This is a genomic window from Paenarthrobacter sp. TA1.8, from assembly GCF_048595705.1.
Lineage (GTDB): Bacteria > Actinomycetota > Actinomycetes > Actinomycetales > Micrococcaceae > Arthrobacter > Arthrobacter nitroguajacolicus.
On record NZ_CP184287.1, the window covers coordinates 986,590 to 1,003,150 of the forward strand.

13 protein-coding genes are annotated in these 16,561 nt (G+C 63.1%); 5 read left to right on the forward strand and 8 right to left on the reverse strand.

The genetic code is table 11. The features are described from left to right. Positions 1–45 precede the first annotated feature (45 nt). The 3 genes from ACNAOT_RS04800 to ACNAOT_RS04810 all read left to right on the forward strand — a co-directional run bounded on the left by ACNAOT_RS04800 (position 46) and on the right by ACNAOT_RS04810 (position 3,801). Entirely contained in the window at positions 46–1,509 is a 1,464-nt protein-coding gene (locus ACNAOT_RS04800; protein WP_420180225.1) for an FAD-binding oxidoreductase, read from the forward strand. A 481-nt stretch (positions 1,510–1,990) separates the two neighbouring features. After that, entirely contained in the window at positions 1,991–3,208 is a 1,218-nt protein-coding gene (locus tag ACNAOT_RS04805) for an MFS transporter (RefSeq protein ID WP_420180226.1), read from the forward strand. Positions 3,209–3,312: 104 nt separating this feature from the next. Then, positions 3,313–3,801 (forward strand): pyridoxamine 5'-phosphate oxidase family protein, encoded by a 489-nt coding sequence (locus ACNAOT_RS04810; RefSeq protein ID WP_091465530.1) that lies wholly within the window; start codon positions 3,313–3,315, stop codon positions 3,799–3,801. An 83-nt stretch (positions 3,802–3,884) separates the two neighbouring features. Here the strand turns inward: ACNAOT_RS04810 and ACNAOT_RS04815 are convergent, their stop codons facing one another. From ACNAOT_RS04815 to ACNAOT_RS04840, 6 genes are all read right to left on the reverse strand, one after another. Further along, on the reverse strand, positions 3,885–5,114 hold the full coding sequence (locus tag ACNAOT_RS04815) for an amidohydrolase family protein (RefSeq protein WP_420180227.1): 1,230 nt from the start codon (positions 5,112–5,114) through the stop codon (positions 3,885–3,887). Between the two features lie 36 nt (positions 5,115–5,150). Then, entirely contained in the window at positions 5,151–6,173 is a 1,023-nt protein-coding gene (locus tag ACNAOT_RS04820; protein WP_420180228.1) for an ABC transporter ATP-binding protein, read from the reverse strand. 8 nt (positions 6,174–6,181) lie between these two features. Beyond that, positions 6,182–7,240 (reverse strand): ABC transporter ATP-binding protein, encoded by a 1,059-nt coding sequence (locus tag ACNAOT_RS04825; protein WP_420180229.1) that lies wholly within the window; start codon positions 7,238–7,240, stop codon positions 6,182–6,184. Then, positions 7,237–8,238 carry an ABC transporter permease gene (locus ACNAOT_RS04830; RefSeq protein WP_420180230.1) on the reverse strand — a complete coding sequence of 334 codons (1,002 nt, stop codon included), beginning with the start codon at positions 8,236–8,238 and terminating at the stop codon, positions 7,237–7,239. The genes ACNAOT_RS04825 and ACNAOT_RS04830 overlap by 4 nt, the downstream gene beginning before the upstream one ends. An 81-nt stretch (positions 8,239–8,319) precedes the next feature. Continuing rightward, positions 8,320–10,044 (reverse strand): ABC transporter substrate-binding protein, encoded by a 1,725-nt coding sequence (locus tag ACNAOT_RS04835; RefSeq protein ID WP_178996081.1) that lies wholly within the window; start codon positions 10,042–10,044, stop codon positions 8,320–8,322. Positions 10,045–10,088: 44 nt separating this feature from the next. Further along, the gene (locus ACNAOT_RS04840) at positions 10,089–11,120 is read right to left on the reverse strand and encodes an ABC transporter permease (RefSeq protein ID WP_420180231.1); all 1,032 of its coding nucleotides are present in this window, start codon (positions 11,118–11,120) and stop codon (positions 10,089–10,091) included. Between the two features lie 160 nt (positions 11,121–11,280). Between ACNAOT_RS04840 and ACNAOT_RS04845 the strand changes: the two genes are divergently transcribed. Together ACNAOT_RS04845 and ACNAOT_RS04850 are read left to right on the forward strand one after the other, a co-directional pair. Continuing rightward, positions 11,281–12,747 carry a chlorohydrolase family protein gene (locus ACNAOT_RS04845; protein ID WP_420180232.1) on the forward strand — a complete coding sequence of 489 codons (1,467 nt, stop codon included), beginning with the start codon at positions 11,281–11,283 and terminating at the stop codon, positions 12,745–12,747. Between the two features lie 34 nt (positions 12,748–12,781). Next, complete coding sequence (locus ACNAOT_RS04850) at positions 12,782–13,483, forward strand: GntR family transcriptional regulator (protein ID WP_243836685.1); 702 nt, start codon at positions 12,782–12,784, stop codon at positions 13,481–13,483. Here the strand turns inward: ACNAOT_RS04850 and ACNAOT_RS04855 are convergent, their stop codons facing one another. Both ACNAOT_RS04855 and ACNAOT_RS04860 read right to left on the reverse strand, forming a co-directional pair. Then, positions 13,484–14,899 (reverse strand): DUF4032 domain-containing protein, encoded by a 1,416-nt coding sequence (locus ACNAOT_RS04855; protein WP_159708694.1) that lies wholly within the window; start codon positions 14,897–14,899, stop codon positions 13,484–13,486. It abuts the gene before it with no gap. Beyond that, on the reverse strand, positions 14,896–16,485 hold the full coding sequence (locus tag ACNAOT_RS04860; protein ID WP_420180233.1) for a beta-N-acetylhexosaminidase: 1,590 nt from the start codon (positions 16,483–16,485) through the stop codon (positions 14,896–14,898). Before ACNAOT_RS04860 ends, ACNAOT_RS04855 begins: the two co-directional genes overlap by 4 nt. Positions 16,486–16,561: the final 76 nt, after the last annotated feature.

Sequence of the window (16,561 nt, forward strand, 5' to 3'; positions counted from 1 at the left end):
ACTGCCGGTTTGGCGTGTCCGCGGTGCTCATGTGGAGGGAAAGCCTTGTCGGACGAAACAGCCATCGCCGGAACATCAGCGGAAAGCATCAAGGAACGCACGGTGGGCCGAGGGGAAGCCGCCAAGCCACCTGTCATCCAGGGGACTTTCGTGGAGGAGCTTGCCGCTGGACTTGGGGCCGGGCAGATGGCGGACGACGAAGAAACCCTCACCGTGTACTCGGCGGATCAGGGTCCAATGCTGGAGAGGCATCTGCCCCTGGCTGTGGTGTGGGCCGAGTCCGTGGAGGACGTGCAACATATTGTTCGCAGTTGCGCGGCGCATCAGGTGCCTATCGTCGCCCGGGGTGCTGGAACCGGTGTCTCCGGGGGAGCGCATGCCACCCAGGGCTGCATCGTCCTGAGCCTTGAACGGATGAACCGGATCCTGGACCTCAACCCCGACGACGAGACCGCCGTCGTCGAACCCGGCGTTATCAACGCCGAACTGAACGCTGCCGCGGCCAAACACGGCCTGATGTACGCGCCCGACCCGGCGAGCTACAAGATATCCACCATCGGCGGCAACGTTGCCACCAACGCCGGAGGACTGCGCTGCGCCAAATACGGTGTAACGCGCGATTCCGTGCTGGCCCTGGACGTCGTCATGGCGGATGGTTCGCTGATGCATACCGGCCACCAGACCTTTAAGGGCGTCGCAGGTTATGACCTGACCGCGCTCCTTGTCGGGTCTGAAGGAACGCTGGGAATCGTGGTGGGCGTGACCGTCCGCTTGAAGTACCTGCCTCGCGAGGTCCACACCATCGCCGCCTTCTACCAGGACTTCCGCAGCGCCGCCGCCGGAGTCCTCGCTGTGGGCAAGGCCAGGGTACAGCCCGCCATCATGGAGCTCCTGGACAACGGCACCTTGGTGCAGCTCGACGAACTCCATGGCGGTGACCTCCAAAAACGCGGCAAGTCATTACTTCTGATCCAGACCGATGGCTTCGGTGCGGCTGCAGAAGCCGACGTCGTTCGGCAGGTCCTCGCTGAAAGCGGCGCAACAGTGACCATGGAAGCCAGTGCGGAAGCCGAAATGCTGGTGGAAATGCGCCGCAACAGCCGCGGCGTCGAAGTGGATGACGAATTCAGGGTGGGGGAAGACATCGCCGTCCCGCGCTCCCGGCTGGTCGATTTCGTAGCCGAACTCGAAGCGATGGCCACCCGATTCCACGTCCGACTCAAAGTAGTGGCCCACGCCGGCGACGGCAACCTGCACCCCACCTTCTGGATGGACAGGGTTGACCCGGCCACAGACGCGGAGGCCCTGAAGAGGCTGAATGCTGCCTTGGACGAATCGATTCGAGTCGGCCTCGATATGGGCGGCACCATCACAGGTGAGCACGGAGTTGGCCAATACAAGCTGCGATGGCTCGGCCTGGAGCAGCCCGAGCCCGTGAGGGAGCTGCAGCGGCGCATCAAAGAACTGTTCGATCCCCAGGGGATTCTGAACCCGGGGAAGGCCATCTGATCAGGCCTTGAGGCGTCACGCAGGGCCGGAACGCTCGGCGCGCTCGGTCGTCTGGTGCCCGCAGGGCCGGAACGCTCGGCGCGCTCGGTCGTGCCTCCCTTAGACGCGCGCTGCCGCGTTCAGGCCCTGCGGGCCATCCGGGGACGACTCGCTGACGCTCTATCACGTCCCTCGTGCTTGAGGGTGACGCTCTATCACGTCGCTCGTGTTTGGTTGTGACGCTCTATCACGTCGCTCGTGTTTGGTTGTGACGCTCTATCACGTTCAAGACCGTCCACGGATCGACATTGCGTTTCCTTGGTATTCCAAAATTGACAGCATCGCACTTGGAGTCGTCTTAGCCACCATGGTTTACGGCATTTACTTTCTGGACATCACCTCTTAGTCTTATTTGGTATACCAAAGTCGCTATGAGGGGAATGACGTGCGTGTGAAGCGGTTGGCTGGGGCGGGATTGAATCCGAGGTTGATGACTGGCCTGATGCTGCTCGCACTTGTTGTGGTGTCAGTTAACCTTCGACCGGCCATCACGACCGTCGCGGGGGTCATGAACCAGGTCCCGGGAGTTTTCAACCTGGACCCCGCGCTGCTGCCCTTGTTGGGGACTCTGCCCGTGCTGGCGTTTGGTATTTCCGGTCCCATCGGGCCTTGGCTGGCTAGACGATTCGGCACCGGGCGGGCTGTGGCTCTCGCCTTGCTGGTTCTCGCTGTAGCGCTGGTGGTTCGGGCGACCGTGCCGGCACTCCTGCTGCCGGGCACATTCCTGGCCGGCATGGCGATCATGACCGCGAGTGTCCTGGTGCCCCAGATCGTCAAAGCAAACCGCGGCACCGGCTGGTGGACGGGACTGTGCACCATGGGGTTCGGGCTCGGAGCGGCGCTTGGGGCCGGACTGGTCCAGCCACTGGAGCACGCCTTCAGCGGCAACCTGCCATCAGCACTGGCTGTGTGGGCTGTCCCAGCGCTGTTGGGAGCCTTCCTGATCCACCGTGCCGGAGGCCCCGCCGGGGATGGCGCCGCTAGGTCGCTGGCCGGGGACGCGCCGTCGACGATTGTCACGAGAAAGCGGGCCGTCCCGCTCCGGAAGCAGCGCACCGCGTGGGCCGTGACAGCGTTCTTCGGCCTCCAGGCCATGCTCTACTTCGCGATCACATCCTGGCTGGCGGTGTATTTGGTATCCCGTGGGCTTGCAGCAGCCGATGCCGCTGCCCTGCTCGCCTGGTTCAGCCTGGCCGGGTTACCGGCAAGTTTGTTGGCACCCGTGCTGGCCGGTCGTCCTGCCATCCTGCGGATCATGGCGCCGGGGCTAGGTGTGTCTGTCGCGTTTGCGCTGTTGGGAGTCCTGACAACGCCGGTTGAGCTGCAGTTCCTCATGGTCGGGATTCTGGGGGTTGTGCAGAGTGCGGGATTCGGGCTCGCCATGGCGTTGGTGGTGATCCGATCTGACGGACCACAATCTGCGGGAAAGCTTTCGGCAATGAGCCAGGGATTTGGCTTTGCGTTGGCGTCCCTCGGTCCGCTGGGCGCCGGATTGCTGCACACCATGACCGGTGGCTGGGAGCTGACGTTCTGGGCGCTTGCCGCCGAAGCCGTAGTGCTGGCCGGTGCCGGGTTCCTGGCAATCCGGGGACCACTGGTGACTGTTGATCAGGGAAGCCAACAGGCCGAGAATGTCTCGAAAGCCAGCCTTGTTCGATAATCCGGCCGTACGAGGGCGGGCGCAGCGAACAAGACCGGGACTGGCCGCCCGGAACCCGAAGCACGGCCTGTCGGGCAGCAACTCCGCGGCGTATCCTCGGCGATATGACTAACTCACCATCAGGGACGCAACAGCCGGAAACACCTGCCACGGAAATCCTGGAAACCAACGAATGCTGGGAGCTCCTCCGTGGCGTCTCAGTGGGCAGGCTTGCCGTTGTGGTGGACGACCACCCGGACATCTTCCCCGTGAATTACAAGGTTGATCACGGGACCATGGTGTTCCGGACTGGCGAAGGCACCAAACTTCATGCAGCCCTGGGTGACGCGCCCGTGGCCATCGAAGCCGACGGCGTTAATGCCGAAACAGGGGTGGCATGGAGCGTTGTGGTCAAGGGCCAAGCATCTGCCGTGAAACTCACGCAGGACGTGCTGGATACCGTCGGGCTCCTCCTTTTCCCATGGGAAGCAGGCCAAAAGGACCAGTTCATCCGCATCACTCCCAGCAAGGTGACGGGTCGGCGATTCACAGTGACTCCCGCTGTGACGTGGTGGACGCCGCTGGATGAAGCGCCCACGGCCAGAGGCGAGTAGCCCGGCACGCAGAAACCCGTCCTCGTCCGGGCTCCTCACCGTTCAACGGTGAGGAGCCCGGACAAGAGCGGGTTCCGAGGGAGCTAGACCAGTTCCAGCTGGTCCGCCACAACCCTTCCGGCGTGGATCACGGTGCGGTCCCTTCCTCGGTCCATCACCGTGGAAGCCACCGTTTCGCCGTCCACCAGCAACAGTTCCGCGGGATCGCCAACCTCGACGCCGGGACGATGGGCCGTGTCCTTTAGCCTGGTTGCGCGGGGGTCAAGGATGCTCGCACCACCGATGGTGGCGATGGCCAGGCAGTGCTCGATCAGCTCGTCCTTGCGGAAACCGTGCGTGAAGGCGAGCTGCCAGGTGCGGTCCAGCATGTCCGTGTTGCCGTAAGGGGACCAGTAGTCACGTTGGCCATCCTCGCCCAACCCCAAACGAACGCCGGCTTCGGTGAGCAAGGGAATGGGCAGTTGGCCTGCAGCAGACGGAGCAACCGAGGCCAAGGACACGTCCAGTTCCGCGAAGGCATCAATGAGCCTACGCGTAGTGGCCTCGTTGACGCTGCCCAATTGGTACGCGTGGGACATGGTCACCTTCCCCTGCATGCCTAAGGCCCGGGTGCGCTCGAGGACCAGATCCGTGCTGAAGACTCCCAATTCGCCGGGCTCGTGGAGGTGGATGTCGATGGGAACCTGATACTTCTCTGCCAGCCCAAACACGATGTCCAGGTGCTTCGCTGGATCGCGGTCCAGCGTGCAGGGATCGATGCCACCCATAACGTTGGCGCCGGCTTTCAGCGCCTCCTCCATGAGCTCCACCGTCCCTTCCTCCAGCAACAACCCGGCCTGGGGGAAAGCGATGATGTCCACGGAGGCCTGGCCGGCGAATTTTTCCTTGGCGGCAGCAACGGCGTCGAAACGCTCCAGCCTGCAGTCCACGTCAACCTGCGCGTAGGAGCGGACCCGGGTAGTACCACGGGCGATCATCCGGCCCAGGGTGTCGTTCACGCGTTCCTGCAACGGGACCTCAGCGTTGCGCCAGTTTTGACGGTCGTTCATCATCATGGTCCACACACCCGGACCTCCGGTGTGCTCACGGAACGGAAGGCCGATCCGGGTGGAATCAAGGTGAACGTGGACGTCCGAGAATGACGGGAGCAGCAAACGTCCGCGGCCTTCCACTACCGTAACGCCACCCGGAACCACGCGGGCTGGATCATGCGGTTCGACGGCGGTGATCTTGCAGCCTGCTTCGCCCGCGACAAGGGTGACGTCGCTGAGCGCTTGCCCCCAGGGGCGGACGGCGCGGATCAGGGTATTCAATGGTTGCTCCTTTGGTAGTGAATCTCTTGCCTGCGTCTATTTCACGCCTGCCAGGACCGCCGAGGCCACCCCGGTATGGTGGCAGGCCGGAGCCGCGAGGCTGGCTGGTGTGGGAATCTGGTCAATGCACCGCTGGCGTTGCTCCTCGGGAAGCGTGCCGATCAACGGGCACCGTGTCCGGAAGACGCAGCCGCTGGGTGGGTTGGCCGGCGAGGGGAGGTCGCCACGAAGCCGGATCTTCACCTGTTCACGGGCTGCCCGGGGATCCGGAAGGGGTACTGCGGAGAGCAATGCCTTGGTGTACGGATGCAAGGGATCGCTGAACAAAGCGTCCCGAGGCCCCTGCTCGACGACCTTGCCCAGGTACATTACAGCGACTTCGTGGGAGATGTGCCGGACCACAGAGAGATCGTGCGCGATGAAGATGTAGGAAACGCCGGTGTCGCGCTGGATCTGCTGCAGCAGGTTCACCACCTGTGCCTGCACTGAGACGTCCAAAGCGGACACTGGTTCGTCGCACACAATCACTGACGGACTCAGGGAAATCGCCCGGGCGATACCCACGCGCTGACGCTGGCCCCCGGAGAACTCATGCGGGAAACGGTTGTAGTGCTCCGGCTTGAGCCCCACTTGGTCCAGGAGTTCCTTCACCCGATTCTTGAGGCCACCTGGCGGATTGATCCTCTGCGCCACCATGGGAGCGGCGATAGCTGTACCCACTGTTTGCCGCGGATTCAGGGACGCGAAGGGGTCTTGGAAGATCATCTGGACCTTGCGCCGGAAGTTGTACAGATCCTTGCCGCGAAGTTGGCTGATGTCCTCGCCGTCCACCAGAATCCGGCCGCCCGTCGGGTCCATGAGGCGCGCCACCATACGGCCAGTGGTCGATTTGCCGCATCCGGACTCACCTACGAGTCCCAAAGTCTGGCCTCGGGCGAGACTGAACGAAACGCCGTCGACCGCTTTGACAGAGCGTTTGGCGGCGCCCGGAAGCAGGCCGCCCTTCAGCGGGAAGTGCTTTTGCAGGTTCTCCACCTGAAGAATTGGCTGATGTTCCATGGCCGGTCCTAACGCGAATTCCGAATGGTGATGATCTGCGGGCCGCTCAGATGGCAGCGTTTGCCGTGCCCGTCCTCCACCAGCAGTTCAGGCCGCTGGTTGGCGCAGATGCCGTCGCCGGCGAGTTCTGTGTACTGGCATCTTGCGCTGAAGATGCAGCCCTTGGGGAGGTCAAGGAGCGACGGCGGCTGGCCGGGTATGGGGTTCAGCTGGCTCGATGCGCTGTTGAGCGTGGGCATCGAGTTGAGCAGGCCCAGTGTGTAGGGGTGCTGGGTGTCGTAGAAGATCCCGTCCACCGGCCCGGACTCGACGCACTGCCCGCCGTACATGACCAACACGTTGTCGCAGACCTCGGCAACCACACCGAGGTCGTGCGTGATGAGGATCAACGCCGAGTTTGTTTCCTCTTGGAGCTCGGACATGAGGTCCAGGATCTGCGCCTGAACTGTGACGTCCAGCGCCGTGGTTGGTTCGTCCGCGATCAAGAGTTCAGGTTCGCAGATCAGCGCCATCGCGATCATGGCACGCTGGCGCATGCCACCGGAGAAATGGTGGGGGTACTCGTCGTAGCGCTGCTCAGGGCCCGGGATACCCACCCTCCCCAGCATGTCGACGGCGGCCGCCCGGGCCTGCTTCTTGCTCGCCTTGTTGTGGACCAGGTACGCCTCGGCGATCTGGTGACCCACAGTGTAGAAGGGGTGCAGCGCCGAGAGCGGATCCTGGAAGATCATGCCGATGTTGCGGCCGCGGAGCGGGCGCATCGCGGACTCGGGCAGGGTGACAAGGTCTTTGCCTTGGAACATCGCCTGGCCACTCACCTGCGCCGAGGTGCCCTTGAGCAGGCCCATCAGCGCTTGGCTGGTGACGGATTTTCCGGAACCGGACTCGCCCACAATGCCAAGGGTCTGACCGCGCTCAAGGGAGAAGTCCATCCCGTTCACTGCGGAGACAACACCGTCGTCCGTAGGGAACTTCACGCTAAGGTCACGGACCTCCAGGAAGGGGGCGGTGGCGAGGCCGCCCGCTGGGGCGCCCGCCTGTTGAGTGGTGGTGTTCACATGGGTCATTGGAGCCTCACTCGGGGATCGATGGCGGCGTAGGCGAGGTCCACCACGACGTTGGCCACGATGACGAAGAACGCGGCCAGCATGGTGATGGCCATGGTGACGGGAAGGTCGCCGGAAATGGCGGCATGCACGGCCGTGAAGCCCAGTCCGGGGACGGAGAAGATCTGTTCGGTGAGGACCGCGCCGCCTAGCAACAAGCCGATGTCCATGCCGAGCATGGTCACAACCGGTGTGATCCCGGCCCGTACACCGTGCTTGAACGTGACCATCCGTGGTGCCAGGCCCTTGGCGCGGGCCGTCCGGATGAAGTCCTCGCCGAACGTCTCGATCATGTTGGTCCGGGTGACACGGATGTAGGAGGCACTGAAAAGCACGGCCAACGCAATCCAGGGCAGCAGGTAGTTGGCAACCCAGGCTGCCGGACCTTGCGGGCCGAACGGGCTGTTGATCTCGTTGGTGGTGAAGGGCAACAGGTGTAGTTGGTTGACGAACAGGAGCAGCAGGAACAGGCCCGTGACGGGGATCGGCAGTGAAACGCCCACGGAGGCGGCGCCCACAATGAACTTATCCACGGGAGAGCCCTTGCGGAGGGCGGCCAGAAGGCCAAGCCCGACGCCGGTAATGGTCCACAGCACCAGCGCGCCGATGGCCATGGAGAAGGTGTAGGGGAGTGAACGGCCGATGATGTCGGCTACGTTCTCATTGGTTTGGAAGGACTTTCCGAGGCACGGCCATTCGCAAAGAGTCTGCGCGCCCGGGGCGCCGATCATTCGCGAAGAAAAGAGCCCGCGGATGTAATCGGCGTACTGGACGAAGAAAGGTTGGTCCATGCCCAAAGCAACACGGGCCTCGGCCACGCGCTCGGGTGTGCACTCCTGACCGCACGCAGCGGCTGCGGGATCAGAGGGGCCGAGCTGGAAAAGCGTGAAGGTAATAAAGCTGACCGCGGCGAGAAGCAGGACCAACGAACCGGTCCGGCGAAGAATGAAAGTCATCATGGTGGTGGTTGCGGGCCGCCCGCTGAGGCAGGCGGCCCGCTTCTCCTTCTGGACTATGCCCGAATAGTTTTCGAAGCCCGGTTATTGCTCGACGCCGACGATCGATAGATCGATGCCGCCGAAGAAATAGCCCACCTGGGCGTTGCGGACGTTGGAGCCCACCACACTGTTGGTGTGGCTGCGGATGAGCGGGACGATCGGGTAGGTCTTCAAAGCTGAGCCGAACGCCTCGGACCATTTCTTGCCCAGTTCCTCGGAGGTGCCGTCCGTATTGCGGAGATCGAACATGGCCTTGGAAACTACGGGATCGAAGTATCGGGACGTGTTGGAGAAGCCGTAGCTGGTGCCTTCATTGTTTGGTCCCAGCAGGGGATCCGCGGAGGTGCGGACTGACGCCGGGTCGGCACCACCGCACCAGCCGGAACGGCCCATGTCCGGCAGTTGCTCGCTGGCCAGGACGGAGTAGTAGTTGGGTGCCGGGATCGGTACCAGCTCAACCTCGATGCCCAGGGCCTTGAGGTTCTGCTGGACAACCGTGCCGGTGTTCTTGAAGGCGTCCCGATTGTTGGCGTAGCCGTACGTCAGGGTCTTGGGGAAGTCCTTGCCTTCCAGGAGCTTCTTGGCTTCCTCCAGCTTGGGCTTACCCGTGGGGTCCAGTTCCAGTTCGGTCTCCACGTAGCCGCGCATCTTGGCATTCAGCGGGCTCTGGGTGATTTCACCGAAGCGTCGTCCACCGTACTGAACCAGGATGGACTGGCGGTCCAGAGCCAAAGCGATCGCCTTGCGGACATCCGGGTCCTTGATTTTCTCCGTGTTCAAGCTCAGGACGTCGTTGCAGCCCAGCAGGCCTGAAGCCACCCGGTCTTTGACCTGGGCATCAGCCAGCTTGGCGGAGTCCGAGGTTTGGAGCGCGCCATTGGAGTCAAGGGTGATGGCATTCGGATCAGAGTCCGCCAGAAGCTGCTGGCTAATGGTGGCCTGCGAGGTGGAAAGCGAGAAACTGAACGTGTCCGGGAGTGCTGAGCGGTTGGGGTCCGTCGCGGGATCCCAATGCGGGTTGCGAACCAGTTTCAGGGACTTGCCACGGTTGTAGGACTCCACCATGTACGGTCCCGAGGACACCGGGTGGTTGGTGTAGTCCAGCTTGGTGTCCTTGGCCTTCGGGACAGGAGCGGTATTGGACCGGGACGCCAACGCCGGGAACTCGGCGAACGGTTTCTTCAGATGGAAGACCACGGTGCGCTCATCAGGCGTTTCAACGGCCTTGAGCACAGCGGAAGGATCCTTGTACGGCCCCTTGTACCCGCCGGCGTCGAGCGCTGCGTTCAACTCTTGCGGCGCCTGGGTGAAGACATCCTGCGCGAAGGTGCGCTCCACGCCGTACTTGATGTCCGCTGAGGTGATGGGTGTTCCGTCCTCGAACTTAACGCCTTCCTTGAGGGTGAAGGTCCAGCTGAGGCCGTCGTCGGAGACCTTGCCGGTGTCCGTTGCGAGGTCCGGGACCACTGTTGGCGGCTGGCCCGCTGTTTCCTTGGCCATGGTCAGGGTGCGGTAGTACAGCTGGCCAACATTTGCCGTCTGAACGTAGTTGCTGTTCCCGGGGTCCAGAGTCTGGAAATCGGAAGACATCAGGACGTTGATGTTGCCGCCCTTGGCAGTGAAGCCGGACTTGACCACGTTGGGCGCCAGTTCCGTGACCGACCCGGCGGGCTTGGAACTGCTTGGCTGGCTTTGGCCGGCTCCACAGCCGGTAGCGGCCATGGCGATCAACACCGAAAGTGCCAGAGCTCTTGCAGGGGTTTTCATGATGCTCCTTGTGAGGGGGTGAAAGGCGATGCGGGGGATGAGTGTTAGTGGCGCGAAGCTTTAGGGTCAAGGGCGTCCCGGACGGCGTCGCCCAGGAGGTTGAAAGCCAGGACGGTGACGATGAGCATGATGCCGGGAACAGCGAGGAACCACGGATCACTGAGGTACCAGTTGCCGGATTGGGCGGCGTTGAGCATCTGGCCCCACGACGGTGTGGGGTCCTTGACACCGACGCCCAGGAAGGATAGTGCCGCCTCCGCTGAGATGTTGGTGGGGATCAGCATGGTGGCGTACACCAGGACGACTCCCATGACGTTGGGGATGATCTGTTGGAAGAGAATGCTGAGGTGTGAGGCGCCAAAGGATCGGGCGGCTTCCACGAACTCGCGCTCGCGGAGGCTCAACACCTGTCCGCGGACGATTCTTGCGAGGTACGCCCAGCCGAAGAAGCCCAGGATGATGACCAATGAGGCCATGGGCAGGAAGCTTCCTTCACCCAGCGGCGTATCCCTGAGCCGTGACTGCAGGATGGGCGTCAGGGAGAGCACCAGGAGTAGGTGCGGGAAGGCCAGGAACAAGTCCATGATGCGGCTGATGATGGCGTCGGTCTTGCCACCGAAGTAGCCGGCGGCCGCGCCCAGGACAGTTCCGAGGACCACCGAAACAACGGTTGAGAGTAGGGCGATGGTGAGGGAGACCTGTCCGCCGTACGCGAGTCTCGCGAAGAGGTCGCGTCCCAGCCCGGGCTCCACACCCAACCAGTGCTGGGCGGACGGGTACATGTAGCCGGGGAGCGGCAGGCCGGGCGTTTGAAAGTCGTCCAGAACTTCGGGGCTGGTATTGGACGTGTAGGGGTCGTTGCCGGACATGGCACTCAGGACGGGAGCCAGGATGGCGAACAGCAGGATGGCGACCACCACGCACAGGCTGAGGAGGGCGATCTTGCTGCGCCGGATCCTCATCCAGGCAGTGGCGAGGAGGGAACGCGCTTCGGCAGGTGCCTTGGCCTCCGGCGACGTTGCAGGAGGGAGCGGCGGGCTGCCGATGCTTGGTTCGACGGACTGTATCTGGGTCAACGGTTCTGCTCGTTTCGTGATCAGGAGCTGGCTCCGGAGTTCTTGTATACCAAAACAGACTAGAGCACGATTGATGCGATGTAAATCACAAATAATGTACAGTTTGGAATACCAGAGAGTAATACGAGCTGTCCTTGGCGGACAGGAAACAGGAGTCGCCGTGCCTACCAAGGTCACCGCCCGCTACGTGCTGGGCCATCACAACGGACACCACGTGCTGCTGGAAAACGCGTGCGTGGTCTACAGCGGCCACACCATTGACTATGTGGGGAATGACTACACGGGCCCGGTGGACGAAGAAGTCCACGTAGGCGAAGCCTTGCTCATGCCCGGATTGATCGACCTCGACGCCCTCACGGACATTGACCACCTCATCCTGGACAGTTGGGCAGGTCCGGAGCAGGCCAAGGGTCACCAGTGGTCCGAGGACTATTTCCGTTACCGCCGCGCTGACGTCTTCACCGCCGAAGAACGCCAGGAGGTCCGCGAGTACGCCCTGATCCAGCTGATTCTGCACGGCATCACCACGTACATGCCCATCGCATCGGAAGTTCACTCCGAGTGGGCTGAACCTTTCGAAGAACTCGTGGGCATGGCTGAGTCCAGCCGACGCCTGGGCCTGCGCGGCTACCTGGGCCCGGCGTACCGCTCGGGAGTCAACGTCGTGTTGGAGAACGGCGAACGTTCAGTGATGTTCGACGACGACCGCGGGCGGGAGGGGCTGGCCGATGCCTTGCGCTTCATTGACCACGTAACGGAACTCGATGACCCGTTGGTCAACGGAGTCCTGCTACCGTGCAGGATCGAGACGCTGGACATCGAGCTGCTTAAGGCCACCGCAGCAGCGTCCAGCGAGCGGGACATCCTGGTGCGTCTGCACTCACTCCAGGGCCTCGTGGAGCGCGAGCTCATCCTTGACTGGCACGGAGTGACACCCTTGGAGCTTTTGGAACAAGTAGGGATGCTCAACGAACGCCTGCTGATCCCGCACGCCACCTACACGGACCGAAATCCTGCGGTCCACGGCGAGGACCGCGGCGACCTCACCCGACTGGCGGCCAGCGGTGCCAGCATCATTCACTGCCCTTTGACTTCCATGCGTTATGGCAGCACGCTGGATTCCTTCGACGCCTACAAGGCGGCAGGCATCAACATCTCCTTGGGTACGGACTCGTTCCCGCCGGACCTGATCCGCGGCATTGATGCCGGCGTCCAGCTCGCCAAGATCATGGCCGGGACCAACGACGCCGGCGACGTCGCCGGATATTTCGACGCCGCCACCTTGGGAGGAGCGCACGCATTGCGGCGTCCTGACCTTGGGCGCCTCGAACCCGGTGCCCAAGCAGATCTCGTGGCCTTCTCACTGGGAGACATCCGGGACGGCGTCCACGACGACCCGCTCCGGACCCTGATCCTGAACGGCACTGCCCGCCAGGCCGTGCTCTCAGTGGTGGCAGGCAGGACCATTATGACCAACGGTGTGATCGAGGGAGTGGACCTGGACTACTGGCGCGCAAAAGGGCAGGAGCTCTTCGATAAGATGCGCAACGCCTACACCGTCAGGGACGCCCGGAACCGTGCGGCGGATGAGCTGTTTCCTCCCGTGTATGCTCGGTTGGAACGCTGACCGGCGCCGTCCGGCACATGGAGCGGACACTGGCATGAAGGGAAGTTCGACAGTGGCTGAGGCGATGCCGGAAACCGGAAATGGCCGCGACGAAGAGGCCCGCGCGGAGAACGTCTACCAACTGGTGTTGGAGGGCATCGTCACGGGCACGTACGCGCAAGGTATGCGGTTGCGGGAACGCGAACTTTCGGAGCTTTACAACGTCTCCCGTATTCCCGTGCGCGAAGCCATTCAACGCCTGGAGCAGGACGGCTTCGTTGCAACCTTCCCGCGCCGCGGTGCCGTGGTGCGCCAACTGACCCTGACCGATGTCAACGAACTCTTCGACGTCCGTCTCTGCCTGGAGACATTCGCCGCGCGGATGGCCGCCACGCGTGTAGCCGAAGGACGCGACGGCGGGCGGTTGGAAGAACTTATGGAGGCCTCCAAGGCAGCGATCGACGACGAACGCACCGACGACGTCGCCCTGATCAGCGCCGAGCTCCACGCCGAAATCGTTCGCCTATCCGGGAACAGGCTGCTGATTGAGTCCGTGAAGCCGCTGTTCGGAAGGATGCGCTGGATCTTCGGGCTGGCCCACAACCGCAGCAACGAACTCCAACGCGATGAGCACACGGAACTTTGCAACGCGATCCTGAAGGGTAAGCCGGATCTGGCCTACTCGCTGGCGTACTCGCACATTGAGCTGGGCCGCGAACCAGTCCTGGCCGGCCTCGCCGAGACGCTGGAGCCGTAGCTAGTCGTCTGCGTCCGGGTACTCTTCCTCGTCGTCGTACCGGCCGGATTCCTCCACCTCTACCTCAAGGATCTTGAGCAGTTCCGTGTCCGGGTTCAGCATGATGGCAGCTTCGTCACGGCGGTGTTGCAGCACCGTGTCCAAGTAGGACTGGACGGTCTCAGCCAACGGGACGTACCTGTCCTGCTTCTGGCTCATGTACCAGCGGTGCTCCAGGACCTCGTGCACCACTTCCGCGGGCTCCAGTTTCCCGGCCAAGTGCCGGGGAATGGAACGCACAATGGGCTCGAAGATCTGGCTGACCCAGATATGGGCGCTGATTTCCTCGTCCAGGTCCGGGTTGTTGTCCGCCCGGAACTGGTCCATGTCGTTGAGGAGCCGGCGGGCCTGGTTCTCCTGGGCGTCCAGTCCGGTAAGGCGAAGCAGCCGCCGCTGGTGGTGGCCGGCGTCGACAACTTTCGGCTGGAGCTGGATGGTGGAGCCGTCCGCCGTGGTCTTGATGGCGTACTCCTCCACGTCGAAGCCGAGCTCGTTGAGACGCCTGATGCGGGCGGCCACGCGCCACCGTTCACCAAGCTCGAAGGACTCTTTCTCCGTCAACTCAGTCCAGAGCCGGCGGTAGCTGTCCATGATCAGCTCACTGGTGGCTACGGGATCCACTTTTTCCTCGATGAGGCCGCCGTCCAGCAGGTCCATCAGTTCGCCGGCGATGTTCACGCGGGCGATTTCGAGGTCGTATTCGCGTTGGCCCATGGAGAGGTCCGGGTAGAGCTCGCCCGTCTCGGCATCCACCAAATACGCGGCGAAGGCGCCGGCATCACGGCGGAACAATGTGTTGGAGAGCGAAACGTCGCCCCAGTAGAAGCCCACAAGGTGCAAGCGCACCAGCAACAGTGCCTGGGCGTCAATCAGGCGAGTCAAGGTGTCTTTGCGGAGCATCTGTGAGAACAGTGCGCGGTACGGCATGGAGAACTTCAGGTGCCGTGTGACCAGTACGGGGTTCAGCGGCCTGCCGTCCGCGGTGGTCCTGCCCGTAATGACGGCCACGGGCTCAACACAGGGAACGTCCAGCCGGGCCAGCTTCCGCAGCATGTGGTACTCGTGGCGGGCAACGTGCTCCGACGTTTCCTTGATGGCGATCACCGAGCCACCCAAGTGCGCGAAGCGGACGATGTGCCGGGAGATGCCGCGGGGGAGCGCGGCCAGGTTTTCGGCGGGCCAGTCTTCCAAAGCAATATGCCACGGGAGGTCCAGCAATTCCGGATCCGCAGCAGCTGCAGTGATGTTAAGGGAACCGATGACACTCGCGGGCGGCGCGGTGTCCTGCGCACTGGCGGCCTCGGTCCTGGGGAGCTTGCCGATCTGCCCGTAGTCGGTCGGTTCGTCGTGCCACTGGGCTTCGTTTTGCTCGCTCATGCCTCAATTGTTCCGTACTTGGAAGGGAAGGACGGCGTCGCGTCCGGAAACGGCCAGTTCGACGTCGCGGACCATTCGACGTCGGGCGCCTCCTGGAAGGCGACTCCCTGGCTGGCGAGCCGCTCGCCCAAGGCGCCCAAGCGGCGTCGGAAGTCACCCGCGTTGCGGACTTCCTGACCGGACCAGGCAACCTCGGCCAGGGAAATCGCCCTCGGGTAAAGGAGCCACTGGGCTTGCTGGTTGTCACGGACTGTTTCAGTCCACAGGGGACCTTCGACGCCAAGGATCCGGTGATCTTTCAGCCCGCCTTGGGCAGGATCCCAGTTGTAGTACTCCGCCCAGGTGAACGGTCCGCCTTCCACCCACTCGAGTCCAACTGGCGAGTCCGGCGCGTACTTTTGGTCCAGGTACGTATTGGCGGCCGGCGACATGATCACGGGTGAACCGCCGGACTCCGCCTGTTGGACAACCGGAGCGAGGTCGCCGTGCCAGTACTGGATCACAGCGCCTTGGGGAAGGGCGCCCGCGGCGTACTCGTTCCAGCCGACCACCGTTTTGCCGGTCCCGGCGGCAATCCTGGCAAACTCCTGAACCATGGTCACGTAGTTCTCATGACCGGTCACCAAGGCTTCATCGCCACCAATGTGGAGGTACGGGCCGACCGTGATGGCAGCGAGCTGGCCGAGGACTTCCCGGACGAACTCATACGTTGCCGGCAAGTCCGAGCTGAGAGTCGACCAGCCCACCTCCGCCGTAGTGCTCATGGGCTTGGCTTGGCCGTCAGGGTTGAGCTGCGGAATGGCGGCGAGGGCAGCATTGACGTGTCCCGGGAGGTCGATCTCGGGTACCACGAGGACGTTCTTGCTCGCGGCATAGGCCTGGATGTCCTTGAAGTCCTGCTGCGTGTAAAACCCTTCGCGCCCCCTCGCCGGCATCGCCGTGGGCACCTCTACAGCGCCTTGGCCGCCGATAGCGGTCAGGTTGGCGTAAGGCAACCCGGACGGGTTGCCCGCGGACCCGGGATCGTGAATTTCGATGCGCCAGGCTTGGTCGTCCGTGAGGTGCAAATGAAGGGCGTTCAGCTTGAACTGCGTCATGACGTCGATCTGCTCTTTCACCTCCTCCACAGTGAAGAAGCTGCGGGCGACGTCAAGCATTAGCCCGCGGTACGCGAATCGCGGGGCGTCCGCAATCTCGACGGCGGGAATCACCCAGGTGCCAACACGCGGGTTGGAACCCTCAATGGCGGCTGGGAACAACTGACGGAGCGTCTGCACTCCGTTGAAGAGTCCAGCGGCAGTAGAGGCCGTGAGCCCGGCCCCACCTACGGTGACGCTTAGCGCATAAGCTTCCGGGCCGCCGTCGAACGTGTCCGTCAACTCGAGGGAGATGTCGCCGGGGCGGGTGTCCTCAACGATGGGCAATTCGAAACCCGTGGCGCCGCGCAGCAGCGAGGCCAACTGCTCGGCGACCGGCACCGCTTGGTGGGGAGCGGCGATCCGGGCGGCAGGGGCAAGCGTGAAGGCCGACCCGTCCACAAGAGCGACGTGCGAAGGACGGGGGATCAGGTTATCTGTGGTGTTCATGCCGTTCTTTCCACGAGAAAGGTTAACGCGAGAGCGGCCCGACCGGGAGGGGTCGGGCCGCTATCTAAATGCGGAA

Bases quoted from the DNA above. Each gene is read 5' to 3' on its own strand.
- ACNAOT_RS04830 (WP_420180230.1), bottom strand. From the start codon at position 8,238: ATGATGACTTTCATTCTTCGCCGGACCGGTTCGTTGGTCCTGCTTCTC.
- ACNAOT_RS04805 (WP_420180226.1), top strand. From the start codon at position 1,991: ATGCTGCTCGCACTTGTTGTGGTGTCAGTTAACCTTCGACCGGCCATC.
- ACNAOT_RS04860 (WP_420180233.1), bottom strand. From the start codon at position 16,485: ATGAACACCACAGATAACCTGATCCCCCGTCCTTCGCACGTCGCTCTT.
- ACNAOT_RS04825 (WP_420180229.1), bottom strand. From the start codon at position 7,240: ATGACCCATGTGAACACCACCACTCAACAGGCGGGCGCCCCAGCGGGC.
- ACNAOT_RS04855 (WP_159708694.1), bottom strand. From the start codon at position 14,899: ATGAGCGAGCAAAACGAAGCCCAGTGGCACGACGAACCGACCGACTAC.
- ACNAOT_RS04850 (WP_243836685.1), top strand. From the start codon at position 12,782: ATGAAGGGAAGTTCGACAGTGGCTGAGGCGATGCCGGAAACCGGAAAT.
- ACNAOT_RS04810 (WP_091465530.1), top strand. From the start codon at position 3,313: ATGACTAACTCACCATCAGGGACGCAACAGCCGGAAACACCTGCCACG.
- ACNAOT_RS04820 (WP_420180228.1), bottom strand. From the start codon at position 6,173: ATGGAACATCAGCCAATTCTTCAGGTGGAGAACCTGCAAAAGCACTTC.
- ACNAOT_RS04835 (WP_178996081.1), bottom strand. From the start codon at position 10,044: ATGAAAACCCCTGCAAGAGCTCTGGCACTTTCGGTGTTGATCGCCATG.